Source organism: Rhizobium sp. Leaf311 (assembly GCF_001423445.1).
Classification (GTDB): Bacteria; Pseudomonadota; Alphaproteobacteria; order Rhizobiales; family Rhizobiaceae; genus Agrobacterium.
The window spans coordinates 1-24,027 of the sequence record NZ_LMNZ01000016.1; the positions used below are offsets into that span (position 1 = coordinate 1).

17 protein-coding genes are annotated in these 24,027 nt (G+C 56.5%); 9 read left to right on the forward strand and 8 right to left on the reverse strand.

The features are described 5' to 3' along the window. Positions 1-230: 230 nt before the first annotated feature. Both ASF69_RS15125 and ASF69_RS15130 read right to left on the reverse strand, forming a co-directional pair. Positions 231-2,609 (reverse strand): phosphoketolase family protein, encoded by a 2,379-nt coding sequence (locus ASF69_RS15125; RefSeq protein WP_062588882.1) that lies wholly within the window; start codon positions 2,607-2,609, stop codon positions 231-233. After that, positions 2,602-3,789: an acetate/propionate family kinase gene (locus ASF69_RS15130; RefSeq protein ID WP_062588968.1), complete on the reverse strand. Its 1,188-nt coding sequence runs from the start codon at positions 3,787-3,789 to the stop codon at positions 2,602-2,604. Before ASF69_RS15130 ends, ASF69_RS15125 begins: the two co-directional genes overlap by 8 nt. Positions 3,790-4,843: 1,054 nt before the next feature. Here ASF69_RS15130 and ASF69_RS15140 point away from each other — a divergent pair. Genes ASF69_RS15140 through ASF69_RS15150 form a run of 3 tightly spaced genes read left to right on the forward strand, consistent with a single transcriptional unit; the run spans position 4,844 to position 8,649 of the window. After that, positions 4,844-5,548 carry a gluconate 2-dehydrogenase subunit 3 family protein gene (locus ASF69_RS15140; protein WP_062588886.1) on the forward strand — a complete coding sequence of 235 codons (705 nt, stop codon included), beginning with the start codon at positions 4,844-4,846 and terminating at the stop codon, positions 5,546-5,548. Between the two features lie 3 nt (positions 5,549-5,551). After that, positions 5,552-7,321: a GMC family oxidoreductase gene (locus tag ASF69_RS15145; protein ID WP_062588887.1), complete on the forward strand. Its 1,770-nt coding sequence runs from the start codon at positions 5,552-5,554 to the stop codon at positions 7,319-7,321. An 11-nt stretch (positions 7,322-7,332) separates the two neighbouring features. Further along, the gene (locus ASF69_RS15150; protein ID WP_062588889.1) at positions 7,333-8,649 is read left to right on the forward strand and encodes a cytochrome c; all 1,317 of its coding nucleotides are present in this window, start codon (positions 7,333-7,335) and stop codon (positions 8,647-8,649) included. 123 nt (positions 8,650-8,772) lie between these two features. Here ASF69_RS15150 and ASF69_RS15155 read toward each other — a convergent pair whose 3' ends face one another. Then, on the reverse strand, positions 8,773-9,471 hold the full coding sequence (locus ASF69_RS15155) for a FadR/GntR family transcriptional regulator (protein WP_062588891.1): 699 nt from the start codon (positions 9,469-9,471) through the stop codon (positions 8,773-8,775). 205 nt (positions 9,472-9,676) lie between these two features. On the opposite strand from ASF69_RS15155, the gene ASF69_RS15160 reads away from it, so the two are divergent. Genes ASF69_RS15160 through hydA form a run of 5 tightly spaced genes read left to right on the forward strand, consistent with a single transcriptional unit; the run spans position 9,677 to position 14,649 of the window. Continuing rightward, positions 9,677-10,417: an ABC transporter substrate-binding protein gene (locus ASF69_RS15160; protein WP_156462078.1), complete on the forward strand. Its 741-nt coding sequence runs from the start codon at positions 9,677-9,679 to the stop codon at positions 10,415-10,417. Positions 10,418-10,473: 56 nt separating this feature from the next. Then, the gene (locus ASF69_RS15165) at positions 10,474-11,148 is read left to right on the forward strand and encodes an amino acid ABC transporter permease (RefSeq protein WP_062588895.1); all 675 of its coding nucleotides are present in this window, start codon (positions 10,474-10,476) and stop codon (positions 11,146-11,148) included. After that, positions 11,145-11,894, forward strand: a complete 750-nt coding sequence (locus tag ASF69_RS15170; protein ID WP_062588897.1) for an amino acid ABC transporter ATP-binding protein — start codon at positions 11,145-11,147, stop codon at positions 11,892-11,894. The genes ASF69_RS15165 and ASF69_RS15170 overlap by 4 nt, the downstream gene beginning before the upstream one ends. 23 nt (positions 11,895-11,917) lie before the next feature. Next, the gene (locus ASF69_RS15175; RefSeq protein WP_062588898.1) at positions 11,918-13,183 is read left to right on the forward strand and encodes a cysteine desulfurase-like protein; all 1,266 of its coding nucleotides are present in this window, start codon (positions 11,918-11,920) and stop codon (positions 13,181-13,183) included. Between the two features lie 17 nt (positions 13,184-13,200). Further along, entirely contained in the window at positions 13,201-14,649 is a 1,449-nt protein-coding gene (hydA, locus tag ASF69_RS15180; protein WP_062588900.1) for a dihydropyrimidinase, read from the forward strand. Positions 14,650-14,839: 190 nt separating this feature from the next. On the opposite strand, the gene ASF69_RS15185 is transcribed toward hydA, so the two are convergent. The 5 genes from ASF69_RS15185 to ASF69_RS15205 all read right to left on the reverse strand — a co-directional run bounded on the left by ASF69_RS15185 (position 14,840) and on the right by ASF69_RS15205 (position 21,773). After that, positions 14,840-15,697, reverse strand: a complete 858-nt coding sequence (locus ASF69_RS15185) for a DUF4167 domain-containing protein (protein ID WP_062588902.1) — start codon at positions 15,695-15,697, stop codon at positions 14,840-14,842. 388 nt (positions 15,698-16,085) lie between these two features. Then, positions 16,086-16,952: a peptide chain release factor N(5)-glutamine methyltransferase gene (prmC, locus tag ASF69_RS15190; protein ID WP_280136388.1), complete on the reverse strand. Its 867-nt coding sequence runs from the start codon at positions 16,950-16,952 to the stop codon at positions 16,086-16,088. Next, on the reverse strand, positions 16,949-18,028 hold the full coding sequence (gene prfA / locus ASF69_RS15195; protein ID WP_062588904.1) for a peptide chain release factor 1: 1,080 nt from the start codon (positions 18,026-18,028) through the stop codon (positions 16,949-16,951). Before prfA ends, prmC begins: the two co-directional genes overlap by 4 nt. Positions 18,029-18,057: 29 nt before the next feature. Beyond that, positions 18,058-20,325, reverse strand: a complete 2,268-nt coding sequence (gene ptsP, locus ASF69_RS15200; RefSeq protein ID WP_062588906.1) for a phosphoenolpyruvate--protein phosphotransferase — start codon at positions 20,323-20,325, stop codon at positions 18,058-18,060. 170 nt (positions 20,326-20,495) lie between these two features. Next, entirely contained in the window at positions 20,496-21,773 is a 1,278-nt protein-coding gene (locus ASF69_RS15205; RefSeq protein ID WP_062588909.1) for an aspartate kinase, read from the reverse strand. A 354-nt stretch (positions 21,774-22,127) separates the two neighbouring features. On the opposite strand from ASF69_RS15205, the gene ASF69_RS15210 reads away from it, so the two are divergent. Then, the gene (locus ASF69_RS15210; RefSeq protein ID WP_062588911.1) at positions 22,128-23,984 is read left to right on the forward strand and encodes a DEAD/DEAH box helicase; all 1,857 of its coding nucleotides are present in this window, start codon (positions 22,128-22,130) and stop codon (positions 23,982-23,984) included. Positions 23,985-24,027 lie beyond the last annotated feature (43 nt).

The following is a 24,027-nucleotide window of genomic DNA, read 5'->3' on the forward strand; positions in this document are numbered from 1 at the left end:
CAGCGCCGCCGCCCTCGTCAGTGAGCGGACTTATAGAGGACACCCCTCAAACAAGTCAACACTCACCCTTGAAGAAATATCAAAAAAATCATCAAATGTATGATTTTTAATGTTTATTTCGATTTCCCTTCCTTTTGCGGCTCTTTTGACGCTCTCACCCTTGGGCTGTTGACCCTTAACTTAGCCGCCGTGACATGATCCCGGCGGCCTGATCTGCAATCGTTCTCCGTTCAAGCTTTCCAACGCCAATCGCGGATCTTTGGCATGTCTTCTCCCTGAGCTCTGACGTATCGCGAATGTTCTTCCAGCTCATTGGTCAAGGCGGCTACAACATTCGGGAAACGGCTGGCCAGCGCTGGAACGCGTTTGATAGCCTCAAGCGCGAGGTGATATCGATCAAGCTCATTCAAAACAGTCATGTCGAATGGTGTGGTTGTCGTACCCTCTTCGTTAAACCCGCGTACGTGGAAGTTGCGGTGGTTTGTGCGCCGATAGGTCAGCCGATGTATGAGGGATGAATAGCCGTGGAACGCGAATATCACCGGCTTGTCTGCCGTGAATATGGCGTTGAACAGTCCCTCGTCCAATCCATGAGGATGCTGGGCTGGATCTTGAAGCGCCATGAGATCGACGACATTCACAGTCCTGATCTTCAAGCCAGGTATCTTCTCATGCAAAATCATGACAGCCGCCAGGGTTTCCATAGTCGGAACATCGCCCGCGCACGCCATGACCACATCCGGTGAGGCCGAGCCGCCCTCGTAGCTCGCCCAATCCCAGATACCGATGCCTTTTTCGCAATGGGCCACGGCTTCATCCATCGTCAGGAACTGTGGAGCCGGTTGCTTCCCGGCAACAATGACATTCACACGGTCATAGGTTTTGAGGCAATGGTCACCGACCCACAGCAGCGTATTGGCGTCAGGCGGCAGATAGATGCGCGCAATATCAGCCTTCTTGTTGGCCACCAGATCCAGAAATCCCGGATCCTGATGCGAGAAGCCATTATGGTCCTGCCGCCATACGTGGGATGAAAGCAGATAGTTCAACGACGAGATCGGTGCTCGCCAGGCAAGATTACGGGAGACCTTCAACCATTTGGCATGCTGATTGAGCATGGAGTCGATGATGTGGATGAAGGCTTCGTAGCAGGAGAAAAGCCCATGTCTGCCAGTCAGGAGGTAACCCTCCAACCACCCCTGGCAAAGATGCTCACTCAACACTTCCATCACTCGTCCATCTTTTGCGAGGTGGACATCATATCCTTCGATTTCTTCCATCCAGACCCGGTCGGTTGCTTCAAACACGGGTCCCAGCCTGTTCGAGTCCGTTTCATCGGGACCAAAGACCCGGAAATTGCTGGCTTCCTCGTTGAGCTTGAAAATGTCCCTGAGATATCGCCCCAGTACTTCCGTGGACTGGATCTGGCTGGCGCCGCGTTCTTCGATAGCGACAGCATAGGCTTTGATCTCGGGTAATTTGAGTTCCTTGCGTATGATGCCTCCGTTGGCATGGGGCGTGGCACTCATGCGTTTCGGTCCGACGGGGGCCAGTTGCCGAAGCTCTGGTTTCAGACTGCCCTCGTGATCGAAGAGCTCATCGGGACGGTAGCTGCGCAGCCATTTTTCAAGAATATCGCGGTGCGCGGCATCTGCCCTGCAATTGTTGACCGGAACCTGATGAGAACGCCAAAAGCCCTCGACCTTTTTTCCGTCCACTTCTACCGGTCCTGTCCAGCCCTTGGGACTGCGCAGAATGATCATCGGCCAGCGTGGTAATCCACTTTGAAGAGGGTTTGAACGCCACTGGCTTTGAATTGCGTGTATCTTGTCGAAGGCAAGGTCCAGCGCCGAAGCCATTTTACGGTGCATGAATCTTGGATCCGAACCTTCAACGAAAAGCGGCTCATATCCATATCCGGCAAACAGATCGGCCAGATCACGCTCGTCCATGCGTGCGAGCAGAGTGGGATTCGCGATCTTGTAGCCGTTTAGATGAAGGATGGGCAGAACTGCCCCGTCTCTTGTGGGATTGAGAAATTTCGTAGAGTGCCAGGCCGCCGCAATTGGACCCGTTTCCGCTTCACCATCACCGACGACGCAGGCAACGGTCAAATCGGGGTTGTCGAAGGCGGCACCAAACGCGTGGACTAAAGCATATCCCAATTCACCACCCTCGTGGATCGAACCGGGAGTTTCGGGCGCGACATGGCTCGGTATGCCGCCTGGAAAGGAGAACTGTCGAAAGAGTTGCTTCATGCCGTCGATATTCTGGGCAACGTCCGGATAGACTTCACTATAGGTCTGCTCCAGATAGGCATTGGCAACCATCCCGGGGCCGCCATGCCCTGGACCGCATACGTATAGCAGGTCAGAATTGCGTTGCCGGATGATGCGATTGAGATGTGCGTAGATGAAATTCAGGCCGGGCGTCGTTCCCCAATGCCCCAAAAGCCGCGGCTTTATGTGCTGCGCAGAGAGCGGCTCTCTCAGGAGAGGATTATCCATTAGATAAATCTGTCCAACGGAAAGATAGTTGGCAGCCCGCCAGTAACGATCAATGTGTTCGAGCTCGTGATCTGTTACGCTTACTGTGGCATTCTCAAGCATGTTTCGATACCTCCAGCCGGTGTTCGGCTATGGCTTGAATGGATTCCTGCACGATGACTTTTTCTTCGTCGGTGGGGACAACCAGCGCCGCCACACCGCTCTCTTTTGTGCTGATGATCGTCGCATTCGCCCTGTTGGCGGCTTCGCTGAGAGTGATGCCCAGCCATGACAAATGGCGGATGATCCTGCTTCTGACGTCCGGCTGATGCTCGCCAATCCCTGCCGTGAATATCAGGGCGTCGATCCCGCCAAGTGAGACCGCCAACCTTCCGACTTCGCCGGCAATTCTGAAGCAAAACAGGTCTACAGCGTCCTGCGATGCCGGATGGAAGTCATCCAGCAAGTCGCGTATGTCGCCGCTCCTGCCTGAGACGCCCAACAGTCCGCATTTGTGATACAGAAAATCTTCGAGTTCATCGGCGCCAGCGAAGTTGTTTCGCAGAAGATGCAGCAGAACGCCGGGATCGAGCGACCCTGGCCGGGTCGCCATGGGTACGCCATCTAGTGCGGAAAATCCCATACTTGTGTCGATACTGACGCCTTCGACCATTCCACACAGGCTGGCCCCACTGCCCAGATGGGCGCAGATGACGCGACCTTTAGCCAGATCGGGGTCCAATGTTGCCAGTTCCGAGGCGACATGTTTGTAGGAGAGGCCGTGAAAGCCATAGCGTCGCAAACCCTGCTCGTGCATCGACGCGGGAATGGCGAAGCGACTCGCGAGATTGCAGAGAGAGCTGTGAAAAGCCGTATCGAAGGAGGCAGTCTGGAGGACATCCGGGTAGTCCTCTTTGACCGCATGAATAACCTCAAGAGCGGGAGGGATGTGAAGCGGAGCAAATGAGCCCAGCTTTTCAATTTCAGAAATTGTCTGCTGGTCCAACAGGACCGGCTTGTGAAATGTCGGCCCGCCGTGAACGATACGATGCCCGCATATCTCGATGGTCGAGTTTGGAGGCAACATCCTGCCTATCAAGTCCCGGATGAGCTTCCTGTCGAGACTGGCGCCGGGGTCAAGGTCAACAACCTCCTTTGCCGATGATGTGCTGACCTCAAGCTGCGGCTTGGTGCCAATGCGCAAAATGCCCCGCGATATTTGCACCGGCTGCCCCGGATCCAACCGGTAAACCGCAATCTTCAGGCTCGAAGAACCCGCATTGAAAACCAGGGCGACTGTCATAACGTTCGCAACCTCATATTCTGACAGCCTTTCGGCGGTCACAGGCGGATTAAAACGGGCTGCCCACCCCTCTGTCTTTGATCAGGGTCAAATATAGACAAGTGAAAATTTGCACGGTCGACCGTCCAAACGCATTTCGACGCAGAACAGAGTCCATTCGCCCGGTTGGTGCGATGGCGTGCGTCGAAGCTGAAGGATGCTGTCGGAACGAGCATCCTCAAGCCTTTTGGAAACCGACGTAACGGCAAGGCCGTCGGCGTCAGCGGAAAGAAAGATGTCGAAAGAAAGCGCTGCAGTCTCACCTGCAGTTCTAATCCGCTTGGCGCGGTGGCGACGTCAAACCCTGCCTCACCGAGATATTGCGAGGCATTTTCTGCAGACGAAGATCATCATCCACAACAGGGACTTCGGTCCTGCTCAGCGTGTCCCGACCATGTTGAGGTCGCGGAGTTACTGGTTATCACAGAATTGCAGCGAAGTCCTGCACCAATCGCAAATCCTTGCCGTCCCATTAAGCAGGATTACAGCACATTAGATTTTCAGTTGATCTGCAGTCCTCCGTTCAGGTCTTTCCAAGCCGACTGGCAAACCAGTCGGCAACTACGGTCGTTTGTAGGGAACTTGAGACGGGACCTCATGCTGCGGCTATTGTGAAGTGTTTTCGCAGCCAACCGTGGAAGCATTCAGCGGAAGACGATACTGCGGACACTTCGAAATAAAATCAGCGAGATCCAGCGGCCCGAAATTTGGTGCCGTCAGACCACAGCTTGCAACGCAGGGATGCCTGCGTCCCACGCTGGCATGGATTTTCGGAACGGATGCATAAATTTCCATCTCCTCATCTAGAGCGAGAGCGATCTAAATCATCGATTTTGTTCCTCTTTTTAGTACAATAACGAAAAACTATTTCTAAAAATTGCTAAAACGAACAATTTCTGTCTTATCTGTCCTTGTGCGCATCGACCTGCGGCGATACATCGCAGTACCCGCCTCGCTCATCGTTCGATGAGCCTTCAACATTTCAATGTGACGTCAGTCACGAAGCGAGTTGCCCATGAGAGACCTTCCTGGCCGTCCTTCCCGTAGAAATTTCCTCAAAGCATCAGCCGCAAGTGCAGCAGTGGCCGGATTGACGGCAGTCCCGGTAAAGGCAGAGGAAACGCCTGAACCTGTTGCCCTGGACGCCTACAAGCCGATCTGTCTCAAGCCCAGTGAGTGGGCTTTTGTTGTCGCCGCAGTCGCAAGGCTCATTCCTTCGGAAGGGACCGGCCCCGGCGCCATCGAAGCAAGAGTTCCCGTCTTCATCGATATGCAATTGGCCGGAGACTACGGTCGGGCGGCCGACTGGTACATGGAAGGCCCTCATGAGGCTGCCGCGAGCCCGCTGCGCGGCTGGCAGACGCCTTTGACACCTCTGGAAATCTATCAAATGGCCATTCCGGTTTTCGATGAATGGTGCCGGACGACACACGGGAAGATCTTCATGGAGCTGGACGCAACGCTCCAGGATCAGGCGCTGACATCTCTCCAGAAGGATGAAATGAAGCTTGCTCCTGAAATCCGTGATTTCTTCTCGATTTTGCTGGGCAACACCAAGGAGGGATATTTCGCCGATCCCATCTATGGCGGAAACCACAAGATGCAGGCCTGGACATATATCGGATTTCCAGGCGCCCGAGGCTCCTACAAGGAGTGGGTCCTCAAGCACAACGTCAAATATCCATTGGGGCCTGTCTCCATCTCCGGTGAAAGGGCTTAACCGATGACACGAGTAGAAAAGAAGAAAGACGTCGTTATCGTTGGTCTGGGATGGACCGGCTCGATTCTCGGAATGGAACTCGCGCAGGACGGTCTGGAGATCGTCGCCCTTGAGCGCGGTCACGATCAGAATACCGTCCCGGACTTTCAGTATCCCGAGATGATCGATGAGCTGAAATACGGTGTGCGTCTGGGCATGATGCAAAAGCCTCGCAACTCCACCGTCACCATCCGGCGAAACGACAGCGAAGTGGCGCTGCCGTATCGCAGTCTGGGATCGTTTCTTCCAGGTATCGGCGTCGGCGGTGCGGGCACTCACTGGAATGGGCTGAACTGGCGTCCAATGACCTCGGAATATCGTCTTCGTTCCCATGTTGAGGAGCGTTGGGGCGCTTCCATCATCCCAGAGGACATGAACCTTCAGGACTATCCTGTCACCTATGACGAACTTGAACCCTTCTTCGATCGGTTCGAACGCGTTGCCGGCATTTCCGGCAAGGCGGGTAATATCAAGGGAGAAAAGATCGAGGGCGGAAATCCATTCGAGGCTCCCCGTTCACGTGACTATCCGATGCCGCCGATGCCAACGACCTGGGACGGTGCAAAATTCGGCGAGATTACGAAGTCAATGGGTTATCACCCCTTCCCTCGTCCCGGCGGGATTGCTTCGCAAGCCTATGTCAATGAATACGGGATGCAGATGGGTCCTTGTAACCATTGCGGCTTCTGCGAGCGCTATGGCTGCTACAATTATTCCAAGTCGTCTCCGCAAACAGCCATTCTCGACGCTTTGAAACGCAAACCCAATTTCGAGTACCGGACGCAAGCGGAAGTCCTTCGCATCGAGATGGCTCCAGATGGCAAGACGGCGACTGGCGTCACCTATTTCGACGAGAAGGCGCAGGAAGAGGTCTTCCAGCCAGCCGATCTGGTGATCCTTGCCGCCTATCAGCTTCACAATGTCCACCTCATGCTGCTCTCCGGCATCGGCCAACCCTATGACCCGAACACAAATGAAGGTGTCACCGGGCGCAATTATGCTTACCAGATGAATGGCGGCTACACCCTGTTCTTCAAGGACGAAGTGTTCAATCCGTTCATCGGCACCGGTGCGAACGGCATGACCATAGACGACTTTGGCATCGACAATATCGATTTCGGCCGGGAGGGCTTCATAGGCGGCTCCTACATTTCCGCGGGCCAGTCCAACGGTCAGCCAATCCGCTCCATGGCGCTTCCCGCCGGCACACCGAGCTGGGGTGCCAAGTGGAAAGAGGCCGTAGGGGAATGGTACGGCCACTCCATGTCGATTGGTTCCCACGGATCGCACATGGCCTATCGCGGTAATCACCTCGACCTCGACCCAACCTACAAGGATCGGCACGGACGCCCCCTGATGCGGATGACCTTTAACTGGAATGCCAACGACATCCGCATGACCCAGTTCATGAAGTCGAAGATCGAGCCGATTGCAAAGGCGCTCAACCCCACATCGATGCAGGAGGGCTTCAAGAAGGAAGGCGCGATGTATGATGTGAGGCCTTACCAGACGACGCACAATGTCGGCGGTTCCGTCATGGGAGATGACCCGAAGACGTCGGCTGTCAACCGCTACCTCCAGGCCTGGGACAAGCACAATATCTTCGTTCTCGGTGCTGGCGCCTTTCCGCAGAACACTCAGTACAACCCGACGGGTATGGTCGGTGGTCTCGCCTATTGGGCGGCAGAGCATATCCGTAAGGATTATCTTCCGAACCCACGGCCGCTGGTTTGAGGAGTGTCACGATGAAAAAGCTCCTCAAACTTCTCGCTATCCTCGTAGTGGTAGGAATTGCCTGCCTCGTGGCCTTCATTTTCATACCCGTTCAACGCACGGAACCACCCTCCCCACTGGCCGCAGATTTCAAGGCTGATAAGGGGCGTGGAGAATATCTCATGCGCGCCAGCGACTGCATGGCCTGCCACACCAATGAGGGCGGCACGCCCTTTGCTGGCGGTCGCGCCATTCAAGGCCCTATGGGTACGATCTGGACCACCAACATCACTCCGGACAAGGAAACCGGCATCGGCAACTATACGCTCGATGACTTCCGCGCCGTTCTCTATGATGGCGTAACACCTGATGGAACGCATCTTTACCCGGCGATGCCCTATGAGAACTACCGAAAGCTGACAGAAGAAGATGTCGTTGCGCTCTACGACTACTTCATGCACGAGGTAAAACCCGTCTCCAACAAGGTCGAACCGACGAAACTCGCATTTCCATTCAACATGCGATTCGGCCTGCGTGCCTGGAACTGGGTCGCTCTGCGGGGCGAGGCCGGTTTCAAACCCAACGCAGCGGAAGACGGCATCTTCAACCGCGGTAAATATCTCGTCGAAGGTCCGGGCCACTGCGCTGCATGCCATAGCCCGCGCTCTGTGCTTATGACGCAGGATGGCATTGACGAAACATCGCAAAGCTTCCTGACGGGCGGCGAAATCGACAACTATACGGCGCCTGATCTCAGAGGGCCCGACAGCGGTCCGCAAAAATGGACGGTGGAAGAAACCGCCGCCTATCTCGCAACCGCTCGCAACGCCCATTCCACTGCGACCGGTGAAATGATGCTGGTGGTGAGAGATTCCACGCAATATCTGACGACCGACGACAACAAGGCAATCGCCAGCTACCTGAAGAAGATCGGCTCTACCAAGCCATCGGAAGCGAAGAAGGCAGACGCGCCAACCGACACTGAGCAATTGCTTTCAAGCGCCAAAGCAGACATGCCCTTGGGGCCACGGCTGTATCTCGACAATTGCGGCGGCTGTCACTTCGTTAATGGAAAGGGTGCGCCCGAGATATTCCCGGAACTCGATGGCAACTCTCTGGTCACCGCGAAATCGACCAAGGGTCTGATCAGCGTCATCTTGCATGGTGCAGAGCTACCCTCGACCGAGCAGCGTCCGATGAAGGTCAGAATGCAGGGTTACGAGGATCGTTTGTCGGATGAGGAAATAGCCGCACTTGCAACCTTCCTGCGAAACGCCTGGTCTAACAAGGCGCCTGAAGTCACCGCACAGGACGTCAGTGTCGTCAGAAACTTGGGTAAAGGGCACTGAGGAACAATTTCCATTCAGCGCCTTCCAGACGTTCAACAACAAAGCCCGCCGCAAATATTGCGGCGGGCTTAAGCTTTCTTCCAATCGGCTCGATCCGTTTTATTCACACCGAACCATGCCCAGTTAGGGATCGAGCCCTGCACATCTCGCGGTATTGCGGATATGCGTTTCCATTTCGATCTTCGCCAGATTTCCGTCATTGAGGCGTAGCGCATTGATGATGCGACGGTGTTCCGCGATGGAATTCTTCATGCGTTCAGGATCGGTGATGGGAATAGGCTGACGTTGCGTCTCAGTGATGAGCTCGCGCACAGTCTGGTAGAGCGCCTGCAGCATGAGGTTGGAGCAGGCGGAAACGATGGTCGAATGAAACTGCAAATCGGCCTCGACATTGGACACGACATCCTGCTTTTCCCAGGAACGTTCCATTGTTTCGGTTGCCTGTTCCATCTCGTCCAGTTGCCTTTGCGTCAGCCTTCCGGCCGCTAGCTTTGCGACCTCTCCCTCGAGAAGGGCGCGCGTCTGAAAAACGTCAAAAGCCGAGTAGCTTTGGGAATATCGCCAAGGCGCCATGTTTGCGGCGGGACCGGCGGCCCGCTCTGCCGGTGAGGTAACAAAGGTGCCCCGCCCTGCCTCGGTCTTGACCATGCCGAGAGTTTCCAAGGTCAACAGGGCTTCCCTGAGCGAAGCGCGGCTGACGCCGAACCGTTCCGACAATTCGCGCTGCGACTGAATTTTCTCGCCCGGCTTCAGGACACCTGTCTGTATCAGGTTCTGGATCTCGCGAGCCACGGTCTGTGGCAGAAGCGTCTTGTTCAGCATCTCGCGCTCGTCCTTTCGTCACTGATTCAACATCTATTTTCAACATCACGTCTTGCCAAGGCGGAAAGTCCATGCTTGTGTGGTCTAACTGGTCCGACCAGTTAGACCACAATGTGTGATCGTGTATCAAATAACAAGGGGAACACTGATGAAACGCATAACAGCGACGTTTATAACTGCATCGATCGCCGCAGGCATCTCTCTCATGAGCCTGCAGATTGCCAGGGCCGCCGACCTCGTGGTCGGTGCCAATATCGGCAACGTTCCATGGGAATTTCAGGACGCAACGGGCAAGGTTGTCGGCTTCGAGGTTGACCTCGTCAACGAGGTGGCCAAGCGCTTGGGCAAGTCCGTCGAATTCGTCAACACGCCGTTCAACGGCCTGTTTTCGGCGGTGCAGTCCGGTCGCATCAACATGGCCATCTCATCGATAACAATCACTCCAAAGCGACTCGAATCCGTGTCATTCGCCCAGCCATATTATGACAGTGATCAGTCGCTCACCGTCACAGCAAAATCCGGCATTACGGGGTTGAGCGAGATGGCTAGTAAGGTGGTCGGGGTGGACACCGGTTCTACCGGCGACATGTGGGCAGAGAAGAGCAAGAGCGAATACAAATTCTCGGACATCCGCCGCTTCGAGGGCTTGTCTCCTGCAATGCTCGATCTCGTCGCGGGCCGAATCGACGGATACATCAGCGATATTCCTGCCCTGCTCTATTACGTCAAGGACAAGCCGGAGCTGAAAGTGGTGGCCCGCATTCCAACGGGAGAAAAATACTCCGTCATGTTCAACAAGGGCGATCCTTTGGCCGAGCAGGTTAATGGGGCGATTACCGAAATGAAGAAGGACGGTTATCTGGCCAAGTTGCACCAGACCTGGTTCGGGGCACCAGCAGAAGAGAAGACATCGACCGTAACAGTCCTGGACATGCCGAAGAACTGATAGCGCCATAGCCGCCAGCGGATAGCAACTCCGCTGGCCCAACGGAGCCTAGCGGCATGAATCTTCTCAATACCTTCTTCAACTACGATGTCTTCGTTCAGAGCCTGCCTCAGCTTTTGTGGGGACTTGTGGTCACGCTGCAGATAGGCATCGTCAGCATCGTCGCAGGTCTGGTCGGTGGCCTTGTTCTTGCGGTGGCACGGCTTTACGCGCCGAAAACAATCGTGGTGCTCATCCGCATCTATGTGGACGTCCTGCGATCGATACCCCTGCTCGTCCTTCTCATCGTCATCTACTACGCACTGCCCTTTGTTGGGATAAGGCTATCGCCCTTCCTTTCGGCGGTCACAGCTCTTTCACTTGTCTCAGCGGCGTACACCGCGGAAATTTTTCGTGCCGGTATCGATGCAATTCCGGTCGGTCAGTTTGAAGCCTCTGCAGCCTTGGGACTTTCCAACCGGCATACGATGGCAGACATCATTCTTCCACAAGCGGTGAGGATCGTAATCCCTCCGCTCACCAACAATTCCATCAACGTTCTCAAGGATACAGCCTTGGCGTCGGTTGTTGCGATGCCCGACCTGCTGAAGCAGGCGACCCAGGCGCAAGCGCTGACAGCAAACCCCACGCCCTTGATCGGTGCGGCGGTGATTTACGTATTCCTGCTGTGGCCGATGGTGGCAGTCGTGTCCCGGCTGGAAACGCGCTTCGGCGCTGGGAGGCGCAGATGACATCCCAACACAAAGGTCTTATCCGGGTTGAGAACCTGTTCAAAGCCTATGGAACCTACACGGTTCTTCATGGGATCAATCTTGATATCGCTGAAGGTGAGGTCGTTTGCATCATCGGGCCGTCAGGCTCAGGCAAATCAACGCTGATCCGCTGCATCAATCATCTGGAACCGTTCTCTCCCGAGAGTATGATTACGGTTGATGGAATAAGGGTGCGTCCCGGCAAGGAACTGGTCAAGGTTCGGGCCGAAGTTGGCATGGTGTTCCAGTCCTTCAACCTTTTCCCCCACATGACGGTGTTGCGAAACGTCATGTTGGCACCGATGCGTGTTCGTGGCTTGGGTGAAGCTGAAGCCGCCATAAAGGCACGAGACCTGCTGGCCCGTGTGGGCATATCGGAGCAGGCAGACAAGTTTCCTGGCCAGCTTTCCGGTGGTCAGCAGCAGCGCGTTGCCATAGCGCGCGCGCTGGCCATGGAGCCTAAGGTGCTTCTGTTTGATGAGCCCACATCCGCTCTCGACCCCGAGATGGTCGGTGAAGTTCTCGATGTCATGCGGCGTTTGGCGGGCACAGGTGTGACCATGATCGTCGTTACGCATGAAATGGGCTTTGCCAAACAAGTCGCAGACCGGGTCATCTTCATGGATGGCGGAAAACTCGTTGAAATGGGCACCCCTCAGCAGATTTTCGACGACCCACAAGAAGAAAGAACGCGCAGCTTCCTGCGCGCCGTACTCAATCACTAAATCAAGTCTGTGGAGGACACCCCATGAACGACACCCCATCACTCAATCTGGAATTCGTGCGCAGTCAGTTTCCAGGACTGGGAAGAGGTTGGAGCTTTTTTGACAATGCCGGTGGTTCGCAGATACTCCAGGGCGCAATCGACCGGATCAACAGCTTTCTGATCGAGCGTAACGTCCAGATCGGCGGGTCCTACGAAGTATCCCAGAAGGCGGCGGCAGCACTTTACGAAGCCCGCACGGCCGCGATGCATCTTGTGAATGCGAACCGGCCCGAGGAAATTGTCTTTGGCAGTTCAACCACTGCGATGCTTCAAAATCTGGCGCGCGCCATGGAAAGCCAGCTTGCATCTGGCGACGAGATCATCGTCACCGTAAGCGATCACGAATCCAATATTGGTCCCTGGGATCGCCTGACATCAGTCGGCGTTACGATCAAGTTCTGGCCGCTCAACAAAGACACCCTCACCCTCGACCTGGCAGACCTTGAGCCGCTGATGTCTAGCAAGACACGGCTTGTCTGTGTCACACACGTCTCCAACATTCTAGGATCGATCAATCCCATCCGTGCTATTGCAGACTTCGTCCACGCACGGGGCGCGCGGCTCTGTGTGGATGCGGTTGCCTACGCTCCTCACCGCCTTGTAGACGTTCAGGCTTTTGATGCAGACTACTATGTCTTCAGCCTCTACAAGACCTATGGCCCCCACTATGCTCTCATGTACGGCAAGTATGATCACCTGCTGGAGCTCGACACGCTTTATCACTATTTCTACGGCAAGGACAAAGTTCCTGGCAAGCTGGAGCCCGGCAACCCGAATTACGAGCTCGCCTACTCCACCTGTGGAATCGTCGACTATCTGGCAAGCCTCGGCGAACAAGCGGGCGACACGGGCAGTGTCCGCAGCCGCATCACCACCGCGTTCAAGGCGATAACCGCTCAGGAAGACGTGTTGGCCGAAAGACTTCTGTCCTATCTGCGCTCGCGAAACGACTGCCAGATCATCGGCCAAACCCACAATGTGAACAGTTCCAGAGTTCCCACGATCGCTTTTCGATTTGATGGTCGCGATGCTGGTGAGATCTGCAAAGCGATGGACGCTCATAATATCGCAATGCGTTTCGGCGATTTCCACTCACGCCGGCTTGCGGAGTATCTTGGCCTTACCGATCACGGCGGAATGCTGCGGGTATCGATGGTTCATTACAATACGCTTGAAGAAGTGGACCGCTTCACGCAGGCTCTCGATAAAATTCTCACCAGTGAAACGGGTTTTGCCAGAGCAAGCTGAGAAAAGGACGGGAATCGATGCGCTTTGATACAATCATCCGGAACGGAACCGTAGCGACGGCAAGCGATACCTTCGTTTGCGATATCGGTATTCTCGACGGAAAGATCGCCTCTCTCTCCACGGGGCTTGGAGACGCAGCAGAAATCATCGACGCCACGGGCCTCTTCGTATTGCCAGGTGGAATCGACAGCCACGTCCACCTGGACCAGCCCTCTGGAGAAGGCGTCGTCATGGCTGACGACTTCGAAAGCGGGACGCGCTCTGCCGTTATCGGCGGCAACAGCACGGTGTTGACCTTCTGCATGCAGGAGAAAGGCCAGACACTCCGGGAGGCCCTCAAGGAGTATCACGCCAAAGCCGAGGGGAAATGCTATACGGATGTTGCTTTTCATCTGGTCATAACCGATCCGACTGCCGAGGTCTTGGGGCAGGAACTCCCAGCCCTCGTCGCTGCAGGCTACACCTCTTTGAAGGTCTTCATGACCTATGAAGGGCTGCGACTGCGTGACGACCAGATATTGGACACGCTGGATGCGGCGCGGCGCACCGGTGCTCTCGTCATGGTCCATTGTGAGAACGAAGATGCAATTCGCTATCTGATCGGACGTCACGAGGACGAAGGCAAGTTTGCGCCAAAATACCATGCCACCACGCGCCCAATTGCAGCGGAACGTGAAGCGACGCACCGTGCCTTGTCTCTGGCGGAAATCGTGGACGTTCCTATCGTCATCGTTCACGTTTCCAACCGTGAGGCCATGGAGGAAATCCGCAGAGCGAGAATGCGAGGCCAGAAGATCGCAGGCGAAACCTGCCCACAATATCTAATGCTGACGGCCGCAGACCTTGACCAGGACGCGCTTGAGGGCGCGAAATTTGTATGCTCGCCGCCACCTCGCGACACACAGAGCCAGGATGCCTGCTGGGAGGGTCTGGAACAGGATGTCTTTGATCTGTTCTCGTCAGACCATTGCCCATTCCGCTATGACGACCCGCAGGGAAAACTGAACGAGAAGGGTAAGAGAAGCTTTCGCTGGATACCGAACGGTATTCCCGGCGTGGCAACCCGCCTGCCGATTCTCTTTTCCGAGGGCGTGATGAAGGGTCGCATATCGCTCAACCAGTTCGTCGCGCAGACGTCCACCAACCACGCCAAGCTATACGGCCTCTATCCAAACAAAGGGACGATCGCCGTCGGCGCGGATGCCGATATCGCACTCTGGGATCCCGCACGGAAGGTGACAATCACCAACGACTTGCTGTCTCATGGCTCTGACTACACGCCATATGAAGGACTTGAGGTTCAGGGCTGGCCAATACGGCTTCTGTTACGCGGAAAATCCGTCATCAATGACGGCCTGCTCGCGGATGCGAAGGCTGGCGGCCAGTACGTTTCCCGCCAAACGTCCTCTCTCGTAAACGCCCGTAAAATTGACACTGGCAAATCAGGACAAGCAGCAGAATTGTGAGTAACGGCAGGGGCGCTGCAAAAGCCGATCTATAACCCAGTGGCGCTTTAGACCCTCAACCCTTCGATTCCGCAATCTGCCAGCTGGCAGGCGAGCACCACGCGAACCATCTCCTCGACTCGCACAGCTGCGCGCAAAGCATAAAAAAACCCGGGCAAGCCGGGTTTTTAATCTTGGCAGAATATGCGGATTAGTCCGCGGCGTTTTCCAGTTTAGGAGCCTCGCCGCCTTCAGATCCTTCTGCAGCGGCTTCGCCCTCTTCACCCGCTGTACGACGCGGACGACGGGGACGTGGGCTTGTGCTGCGCGGACGACGTGGAGCGCGCTCCGTTGCTGCGGTGCTGCCCTGAGCTTCCTCTTCGACGGCAACTTCCTTCGGCGTACCTTCGATTACAGGCTGAGGCGCTGAACTCGCGTCGTAAACAGGAGCAGCAACTGGCGCGGGTGCGTTGCTGTTGTTGTTTCCGTTTTCGTCCTGCGCTTCACGCGGCTGGCGTTCTGGCCGGGCCGGGCGCTCACGACGGTCGCGTCGCTCATTGCGGTCCTGCCGCTCCGGGCGATCCTGACGTTCCGAACGGTCCTGCCGCTCCTGGCGTTCAGGCTGTTCGTTGCGCTGCGAACGCTGTTCTGAATGATCTTGTGCCGACGACATCGAACCGACGTTGTCGTCGTTATCGTCGCCGTCAATCTCGTCACCATCGCGCTCCTGCTGGAACTCGCCGCGATCATCACGCTGGAAGCGTTCCTGCATCTGCGCCTGGGCAGTTGCGATGATACGGTTATAATGTTCCGCGTGCTGCAGATAGTTCTCGGCCATGACGCGATCGCCGGAGCTCTGGGCATCCCGTGCGAGTGTCGCGTATTTTTCGGCTATGTGCTGGGCCGTGCCACGGATCTTAACATCGGGACCGGAGCTGTCGTAGGTGCGGGTTAGTGGATTGCCGCCTTTGCGGTTGAAATTGTTATTATTATTTCCGCCACCGCCACCGCTGTTATTGTTGTTGCTACCACGCCCCCGGCCGCGCTTGTTTTGCTGTCCTGGCCTCATCAATTGCTCACCTGAATTCTGTTTTGCTGATAATTCTCGTTGTTACGATGCAATCCGGAATAACGGCTATCACGGCCAGTCTACCGAAATGCTCCCACCGCGCGCCTTGCCTTTTGGACAAAGACCTCGCGTATAATGCCCGGATGCGCAAATGCTGCATCGAGCCGCCTGCGAACAAAGTTTACTGATTCACATGCCGGGAATGCCCAGCCTTTCAGGGTTCTAAAAGAAACCCGCTTCGGGACTGATCCATACTCTGGCGAATCTAAATTCGCCCTCAGCCACCCAGCATGTTGCCGCAAACTATCCCGCTTCCTGCGGAAATCCAAGCCTTTTCTTTTGCTTTGCAAAATATCCTTGAACAAAAAGCATATAGGATTGATGCAATCTATTTGCAAAATACCAATGCCCTGTCATTGCCGCCAAAATCTTTCACAGCTTCGACGCACCGAAACCCGTTGTGCTCAAACAGGGCCGTCACAGTTAGCTTCTGATCATATCCGATTTCAAGGCCGACAAGCCCGTCATCCCCAAGGAAATCCGCTGCATTTTCGGCAATGTCTCGGTAAGGCGCCAGCCCGTCTTCGCCACCATCCAGTGCAGCCATCGGATCGAAATCCCTGACATCACGATCCAGCGTTCCGATCACATCTGACCGTATATAGGGCGGATTCGACACGATTATGTCAAAACGACCGGAAATTTGGTCGAACCAGTTGCTTTCCACGGTCTCAAACCGGTCAGCCAAGCCATGACGCTCCGCATTTCTTCGCGCCGTCCGAATGGCGTCGCGTGAGATATCACTGCCGAGGCCCGTCGCGCCCGGGCATTCGTGGAGAAGCGCAAGACAGATAGCACCCGTGCCGATACCCATATCCAAAATTCGGGCCTGACCTTTGACTGCAATCAGGCGTCGGAGGTGAGGCAGCAAAGCATCGACAAGCACTTCCGTATCGGGCCGAGGTTCCAGCGTGCCGGGCGACAGGAGCAGATCGAGGCCATAGAATTCGCGGTGGCCGAGAATGCGGTGCACGGGTTCACGTTTTTCACGACGGGCAATCATGGCCTCTATCCGCGCGAATTCATCTGCGCTCACAGGCCGCTGATCATTCAGAAGGAAGTCTGTAAGTGAGAAGCCAAGCACCTCGCCGATCAACAAACGCGCATCGTTCAGTGGATCGGCCAGTTGCGCGGCGCCAAGACGCGCACGCATCGCAGCGACGAGCTCGCGAACGGTGCGCGAAGTTCCCGTCACTGTTGTTCGCCAAGCTGGGCGAGTTGGCCGGCTTGATAATCGGCGATCAAGGCATCGACCATCTCATCGATATCGCCTTCTATCATGCGGTCCAGCTTGTAAAGGGTGAGATTTATGCGGTGATCGGTCACGCGCCCCTGCGGGAAATTATAGGTGCGGATGCGTTCAGACCTGTCGCCGGAGCCGACCTGGCTCTTGCGGTCCGCCGACCTTTCGCTGTCCACCTTCTGGCGCTCGATATCGTAAAGACGCGAACGCAACACCTGCATGGCTTTCGCCCTGTTCTGGTGCTGGGATTTTTCTGACGACGTCACGATAAGACCGGTCGGCAGGTGGGTGATACGCACCGCCGAGTCCGTGGTGTTGACGTGCTGGCCGCCAGCGCCCGAAGCGCGCATCGTATCGATGCGGATGTCTTCAGGGCGAATTTCAATATCGATCTCTTCAGCCTCTGGCAGAACCGCAACCGTTGCCGCAGAGGTGTGGATGCGCCCGCTCGCTTCGGTTTCCGGGACGCGCTGAACGCGGTGAACGCCGGATTCGAACTTCAGCTTGGAGAAAACGCCGCGTCCGGTAATGGTGGCGATGATTTCCTTGAAGCCCCCTGCTTCTCCTTCGCTGGCAGAAAGGACCTCAACCTTCCAGCCCTTGGTGCTGGCGAAGCGTTCATACATGCGAAAGAGGTTGCCAGCGAAAAGTGCAGCCTCCGAGCCGCCCGTACCGGCACGGATTTCAACGATGGCGCTCTTCTCATCCGCAGCATCCTTCGGCAGAAGAAGAATCTGCATGTCTTTCTCGAGCTGTTCAATACGCTCCGACATTTCCGGAAGCTCGGCTTCGGCAAGATCGCGCATGTCCCTGTCAGTCGACTTGTCGGCAAGAAGCGCTTCGAGATCGGCCACTTCTGCCAGCGCCTTCTCATACTCCCGAATGGTTTTGACCACCGGCTGCAATTCAGAATATTCCGACGCCAGCTTTACATAGACATCAGCGGCAGGGCCAGCCGACATGCGCGCTTCGATTTCACCGAAACGCCGCTCAAGCTCACGCATTTTCTCGACGGGAAGCTTCGCCACCTGTCACGCACTCCAATTTTTCGTCATTCTCAAATAGGGATGGAATGGGTCGCTGCAAAGCGCAAAAGCAGCTGGCGCGTGCTTTCCACCGACTTGTTGTCGTCAAGTGCCGCTTCCAGCTCTTCCGAAAGCGTCGCCACATCCAGTCCCAGCAGCATGGCCTTGACCGGACCGATGGCTGTTGGCGACATGGAAATCGAGCGGAACCCAAGACCGATCAACGCCATGGCGGAAAGCGGCTTGCTCGCCATTTCCCCGCATAGCGTGACATGGGTGTTGTTGCGTGTTCCGGCTCGAACGATATCGCGCAGGATTCGCAGGAAGGGCTTGCCGAGATTGTCGAAGCGGTCAGAAACCCGGGCGTTGCCGCGATCCACCGCCATTGTGAACTGGAAAAGGTCGTTTGAACCTACCGAGACGAAATCGACTTCAGACATCAGCTCATCCAGCTGCCACATGAGCGACGGCACTTCCAGCATGGCGCCAAATTGCAGCTTGCGCGGCAGCGAATGGCCGAATTTCGACAGATGCTGCACTTCTTTCTGCAGAAGCTCGCGGGCGGCACGGATTTCGGCCACTTCAGTAATCATTGGCAGCATGATGCGCAGTTCGGCACCCGAAGCGGCGCGCAGAAGGGCACGCATCTGGGTCCGCATAAGACCGGGGCGGTCGAGCGACAGGCGGATGGCGCGCCAGCCAAGCGCCGGATTTTCCTCTTCCTGACCGCGCATATAGGACACGACCTTGTCACCGCCGATATCGAGCGTGCGGAAGGTGACGGGCTTGCCCTTGGCGTTGCGCAGAACGCTGCGATAGAATGCTTCCTGTTCCTCGCCCTTCGGCATGTTGGAGGCGATCATGAATTGCAGCTCGGTGCGGAACAGACCGATGCCGTCAGCGCCGGATTCGTCCAGCTGCGGTAGATCGACCAGCAGGCCGGCATTCATCTTCAGATCGACGCGCACGCCATCCTTGCTGACAGGCTCGACATCGCGAAGCGCGCGGAACTGTTCCTGACGCTTGGCGCGCAGGCGGACCTTCTCTTCATAGGCGCGCTGCAGGTCTACTACCGGGCGCAGATGCACCTGGCCGTCGTCGCCATCGATGATGATGGGATCGTTGTTTTCTGCGAGCGCAACGATGCCGACCGCCTGGCCAATGATGGGAATGCCCATGGCGCGGGCGACGATGACGACGTGGCTAGTAACCGCGCCGTCTTCCAGAACCAGCCCGCGCAGTTTCTCGCGCGGATAGTCCAACAGTTCGGCGGCACCCATTGCGCGGGCCAGAACGATGGCATCCGTCGGAAATTCCTGCTCTGGTCCGCGACCACCAAAACCGATCAGCTGACGCAGCAACCGGTTGGCCAGATCATCGAAATCATGCATCCGCTCACGCAGATAGGGATCGGTCAGGCGCATCATGCGCGCCTTGGTATCGCTCTGCACCTTCTCGACCGCAGCTTCCGCCGTCAGGCCATTCCGAATGGCCTCTTCCATGCGCCGCACCCAGCCCTGATCATGGGCAAACATGCGGTAAGTTTCCAGAACTTCACGATGCTCGCCTTCGGTCGCGACATCGCGGCGCTGAAGCATGTCGTCGATGGACAGCCGCAGCGAGCCGATAGCCTCGGCAAGCCGCGTGATTTCCATGTCGGCGTCTTCGTTGAGCAGATTGGTGACGACGATTCGCGGATCGTGCAGGACAACGTGACCAAGGCCGATGCCTTCGCCATAGGCATCGCCATCGATGGAAACGGCCCGTGTCAGGTCCAATTCCACGCCGGGACGGGTGATTTTCTTCAATTCACCGCTCGCCACGATTTCCGCAATAAGCATTGCGGTTGTTTCAAGCGCTTCAACTTCATCCTCCCGATAGGTCCGGCTGGTCTTGTTCTGAACGACAAGAACGCCAAGAGTGCGACCGGATCTCAAAATCGGTACACCCAGGAAGGAATGATAAATTTCTTCACCAGTTTCAGGGAGATAGCGAAATGCAGGATGCGCCTGCGCATCGGAAAGATTGAGCGGCTGGGCCGATGCGGCGATGGTGCCGACAAGACCTTGCCCCATTTTCAACTGGGCAAGATGGACGGCGTCCTTGTTCAATCCTTCGGTGGCATAAAGCTCCAGCACACTGTCCGAGCGAAGCACATAGACGGAGCAAACCTCCGCCACCATGTTGCTGGCGATCTGTCGGACAATCTGGTCGAGGCGCTCTTGTGGCTCAAGGTGCTCCGCCATCATTTCGCGAAGCCGCTTGAGAAGAACGCGTGGACCTGCGGAAAGGTCTCTCATCGCGTGTGCTCCCTGACACCTTCACATGCGGGCCACGACGGCCCGCATCAAAGGATCCCCCAAAACAAAGCCTGCACAGCAAGCCGGACGGCAGGGATGCGCAGTCAACGCAACGTCTAGGACTCAATCAATCCGAAAAGAATCGGATGACGTGTATCGACGTTACAGAATCAACTCTTATCCAGACCGTAAGCAGAATGCAAAGTACGAACTGCAAGTTCCGCGTAGGCACCGTCAATAAGAATGGAAATCTTGATTTCCGACGTCGTGATGGCTTTGATGTTGATGTTTTTTTCAGCAAGTGCCTTGAAAGCGCTGGCCGCAACGCCCGCATGGCTGCGCATGCCGATGCCGATGACCGACACCTTGGCCAGACCCGTCTCGTTCTGAACAACGTCAAAGCCGATCTGCGTCTTGTTGTCTTCCAGAACCTTGATGGCCTTTGGCATATCGCCCGAGGGCACGGTGAAGGTCATGTCGGTGCGCGAACCATCTTCAGAGATATTCTGCACGATCATGTCGACATTGATATGGGCTTCGGCCAGTGGTCCGAAAATGGCAGCAGACACGCCCGGCCGGTCTGACAAGCGGCGCAGCGAGATTTGTGCTTCATCCTTGGCATAGGCGATGCCGGTTACGACTTCCTGTTCCACGATTTCTTCCTCGTCACAAATCAAAGTACCGGGCGGATTGATAAGGTCACCCATGCCCGGCGCATCGGGATCCTCGAAACTGGAGCGTACGAAGGTGCGAACCTTGTGCACCATGGCAAGCTCGACCGAGCGAACCTGCAAGACCTTTGCGCCAAGAGACGCCATTTCCAGCATTTCTTCGAAGGCCACCTTCTTCAGGCGGCGCGCCTTCGGCACGATGCGCGGGTCGGTGGTATAGACGCCATCGACATCGGTATAGATATCGCAACGGTCTGCCTTAACGGCAGCAGCGATGGCAACGGCCGACGTATCGGAACCACCACGACCCAGCGTCGCGATGCGGTTGTCCGGGCCTAAGCCCTGGAAACCGGCAACAACGGCAACCTGTCCTTCGCCCATGCGGCGAATGATATCGGAGCCATCAATATCCAGAATGCGGGCAGCGCCATGGGCGTTATCGGTGCGGATCGGGATCTGCCAGCCCTGCCAGGAACGGGCATTGATGCCCATGGACTGCAAGGCGATAGCCAGAAGACCCGAGGTCACCTGTTCGCCGGATGCAACGATGGCGTCATATTCGCGCGCATCGTAAAAGGAGGTCTCCTTGGAACCGGCAACCTTCGGCGTGTTCTGAACCCAGTCCACCAGCTCGTTGGTTTTGCCGGACATGGCGGAAACGACAACGGCCACTTCATGGCCAGCATCCACCTCGCGTTTCACATGCCGTGCGACATTATGAATGCGTTCGAGATTTGCGACGGACGTGCCGCCGAATTTCATGACAATGCGAGCCATAGTTGACCAGTACCATCCCAATTTGCCACCGGATGCGGTGGGCAAGAGCACAACCCAGTCGGCCTCCCCTGAAGGAAAGGCCTCAAGTTGCGGGTCTCATAGCGAAAAGGCATGGTCCACGCAATGCCGTTTATGGACCGCACGGTACGCCTTGAAGGCGAAGCCGAACCCGACGCGCGCGTTCCAATGCGACAAGCGTACCGCTGTGGTCTGTACAAACCTCGCCATTTCCAGTATGAGCGCGTCAATTCAACTGGCTGAATGGCCGAAATGGCCCGTGTCGGCTGCTTTATAACCCTTATGATCTAATGGTTTCAAGCGGATGCAGGCAGCCCAATATCCGAAAGACGGTATATGACAGAAACCCAGGGTATCGCCCCGGCGATTGCACAGGCGTTGGAAAAACGCGGCTATAAAGATTTGACACCTGTTCAGAAGGCGATGCTTGCGCCTGAGCTGGATGGACAGGACGCGCTGGTTTCCGCCCAGACGGGCTCTGGCAAGACCGTTGCCTTCGGCATCGCCATTGCGCCGACGCTGTTGCAGAAGAACGGCCGCTTCGGCCCCGCAGGCGCCCCGTTGGGAATCGCCATTGCTCCGACGCGCGAACTTGCAATGCAGGTGAAACGCGAGTTGGAATGGCTTTACGAATTCACCGGTGTGTCCATTGCTTCCTGTGTTGGCGGCATGGATATCCGCGCCGAACGCCGAACGCTGGAACGCGGTGCCCACATCATCGTCGGCACGCCGGGCCGCCTCTGCGACCACATCAAGCGCAAGGCGCTGGACCTTTCGTCCATTCGCGCCGTGGTGCTGGATGAGGCCGACGAAATGCTCGACCTCGGCTTCCGCGAAGATCTGGAATTCATTCTGGAAGAATCGCCAGCGGAGCGCCGCACGCTGATGTTCTCTGCCACGGTTTCGCGCAGCATCGCCAAGCTTGCCGAAAGCTACCAGAAGAATGCCGTGCGCGTTGCGACGACATCCGAGCAGAAGCAGCACGTCGATATCGAATACCGCGCCATGGTGGTTTCGCCATCCGACCGCGAGAACGCCATCATCAATGCGCTGCGCTTTTATGAAGCCCGCAATGCCATCGTGTTCTGCTCCACCCGCGCCGCCGTCAACCATCTGACAGCGCGCCTGAACAATCGCGGCTTCTCCGTCGTGGCACTGTCTGGCGAGTTGAGCCAGAACGAGCGTACGCACGCGCTGCAGGCCATGCGCGATGGCCGCGCCCGGGTCTGCGTGGCAACGGACGTTGCTGCACGTGGTATCGACCTGCCAGGGCTGGAACTGGTTATTCACGCCGATCTGCCTACCAATTCCGAAACATTGCTGCACCGCTCGGGCCGTACCGGCCGCGCGGGCCAGAAGGGCGTCAGCGCGATCGTCGTGCCAATGAGCCAGCGCCGCAAGGCCGAGCGCCTGCTGGAAGGCGCGAAGGTCAGTCCCGCCTGGGTGCGTCCGCCATCTGCCGAAGAGATCATCGAGCGCGATGGCGAGCGGCTTCTGGCCGATGCGTCCCTGCAGGAAAACGTCAATGACGACGAGCGCGATTTCGTCACCAAGCTGCTGGAACAGCATGGTGCCGAGAAGGTCGCCGCTGCTTTCGTGCGCCTCTATCATTCCGGTCGCTCTGCACCTGAAGACATTGCCGAGGTTTCGCTGGATGGCCGCAAGCCACGTCGCGACAGCTTCGAACACGTCGAAAACAACGAGCCGCGTCGCGACCGTTCCGACTTTTCCGACAGCGGCTGGTTTACACTGTCTGTGGGTCGCAAGCAGAATGCCGAGCCACGCTGGCTTATTCCGATGCTCTGCCGCTTCGGCAAGCTGACACGCCAGGACATCGGCGCGATCCGCATGCAGCAGACCGAGACCTATGTGGAACTGGCCGCAGATGCGGTGGACCGTTTCACTTCGGCGCTTGGCAAGGACATGATGCTGGAAAAGGGCATCCGCGTGAAGGCCATGGACGGCAAGCCCGACATGACCGGTGCCAACCGTGAAGACACGCGCCCACCGAGAGCGCAGAAGAAATTCGTCAAGTCCGACAATGCTGGCGGTCGTCCCGGCGATGACAAGCCTTGGAAGAAGAAGGCCAAGCCTGCCGGTGACCATTCGAGCGGAGGCAAGCCAGCGAAATTCGAAGGCAAAAAAGACAAGCCCTTTGAAAAACGCGGGCCAAAGAAGCAGGATCGCAGCTAACAAAAAACCCGGCGGATATTTCCGCCGGGTTTTTTCATGTCAT

Bases quoted from the DNA above. Each gene is read 5' to 3' on its own strand.
- ASF69_RS15175 (WP_062588898.1), top strand. From the start codon at position 11,918: ATGAACGACACCCCATCACTCAATCTGGAATTCGTGCGCAGTCAGTTT.
- ASF69_RS15150 (WP_062588889.1), top strand. From the start codon at position 7,333: ATGAAAAAGCTCCTCAAACTTCTCGCTATCCTCGTAGTGGTAGGAATT.
- ASF69_RS15140 (WP_062588886.1), top strand. From the start codon at position 4,844: ATGAGAGACCTTCCTGGCCGTCCTTCCCGTAGAAATTTCCTCAAAGCA.
- ASF69_RS15130 (WP_062588968.1), bottom strand. From the start codon at position 3,789: ATGACAGTCGCCCTGGTTTTCAATGCGGGTTCTTCGAGCCTGAAGATT.
- ASF69_RS15205 (WP_062588909.1), bottom strand. From the start codon at position 21,773: ATGGCTCGCATTGTCATGAAATTCGGCGGCACGTCCGTCGCAAATCTC.
- ASF69_RS15155 (WP_062588891.1), bottom strand. From the start codon at position 9,471: ATGCTGAACAAGACGCTTCTGCCACAGACCGTGGCTCGCGAGATCCAG.
- ASF69_RS15185 (WP_062588902.1), bottom strand. From the start codon at position 15,697: ATGAGGCCAGGACAGCAAAACAAGCGCGGCCGGGGGCGTGGTAGCAAC.
- ASF69_RS15125 (WP_062588882.1), bottom strand. From the start codon at position 2,609: ATGCTTGAGAATGCCACAGTAAGCGTAACAGATCACGAGCTCGAACAC.
- ASF69_RS15210 (WP_062588911.1), top strand. From the start codon at position 22,128: ATGACAGAAACCCAGGGTATCGCCCCGGCGATTGCACAGGCGTTGGAA.
- ASF69_RS15160 (WP_156462078.1), top strand. From the start codon at position 9,677: ATGAGCCTGCAGATTGCCAGGGCCGCCGACCTCGTGGTCGGTGCCAAT.
- ptsP (WP_062588906.1), bottom strand. From the start codon at position 20,325: ATGAGAGACCTTTCCGCAGGTCCACGCGTTCTTCTCAAGCGGCTTCGC.
- ASF69_RS15165 (WP_062588895.1), top strand. From the start codon at position 10,474: ATGAATCTTCTCAATACCTTCTTCAACTACGATGTCTTCGTTCAGAGC.
- hydA (WP_062588900.1), top strand. From the start codon at position 13,201: ATGCGCTTTGATACAATCATCCGGAACGGAACCGTAGCGACGGCAAGC.
- ASF69_RS15145 (WP_062588887.1), top strand. From the start codon at position 5,552: ATGACACGAGTAGAAAAGAAGAAAGACGTCGTTATCGTTGGTCTGGGA.
- ASF69_RS15170 (WP_062588897.1), top strand. From the start codon at position 11,145: ATGACATCCCAACACAAAGGTCTTATCCGGGTTGAGAACCTGTTCAAA.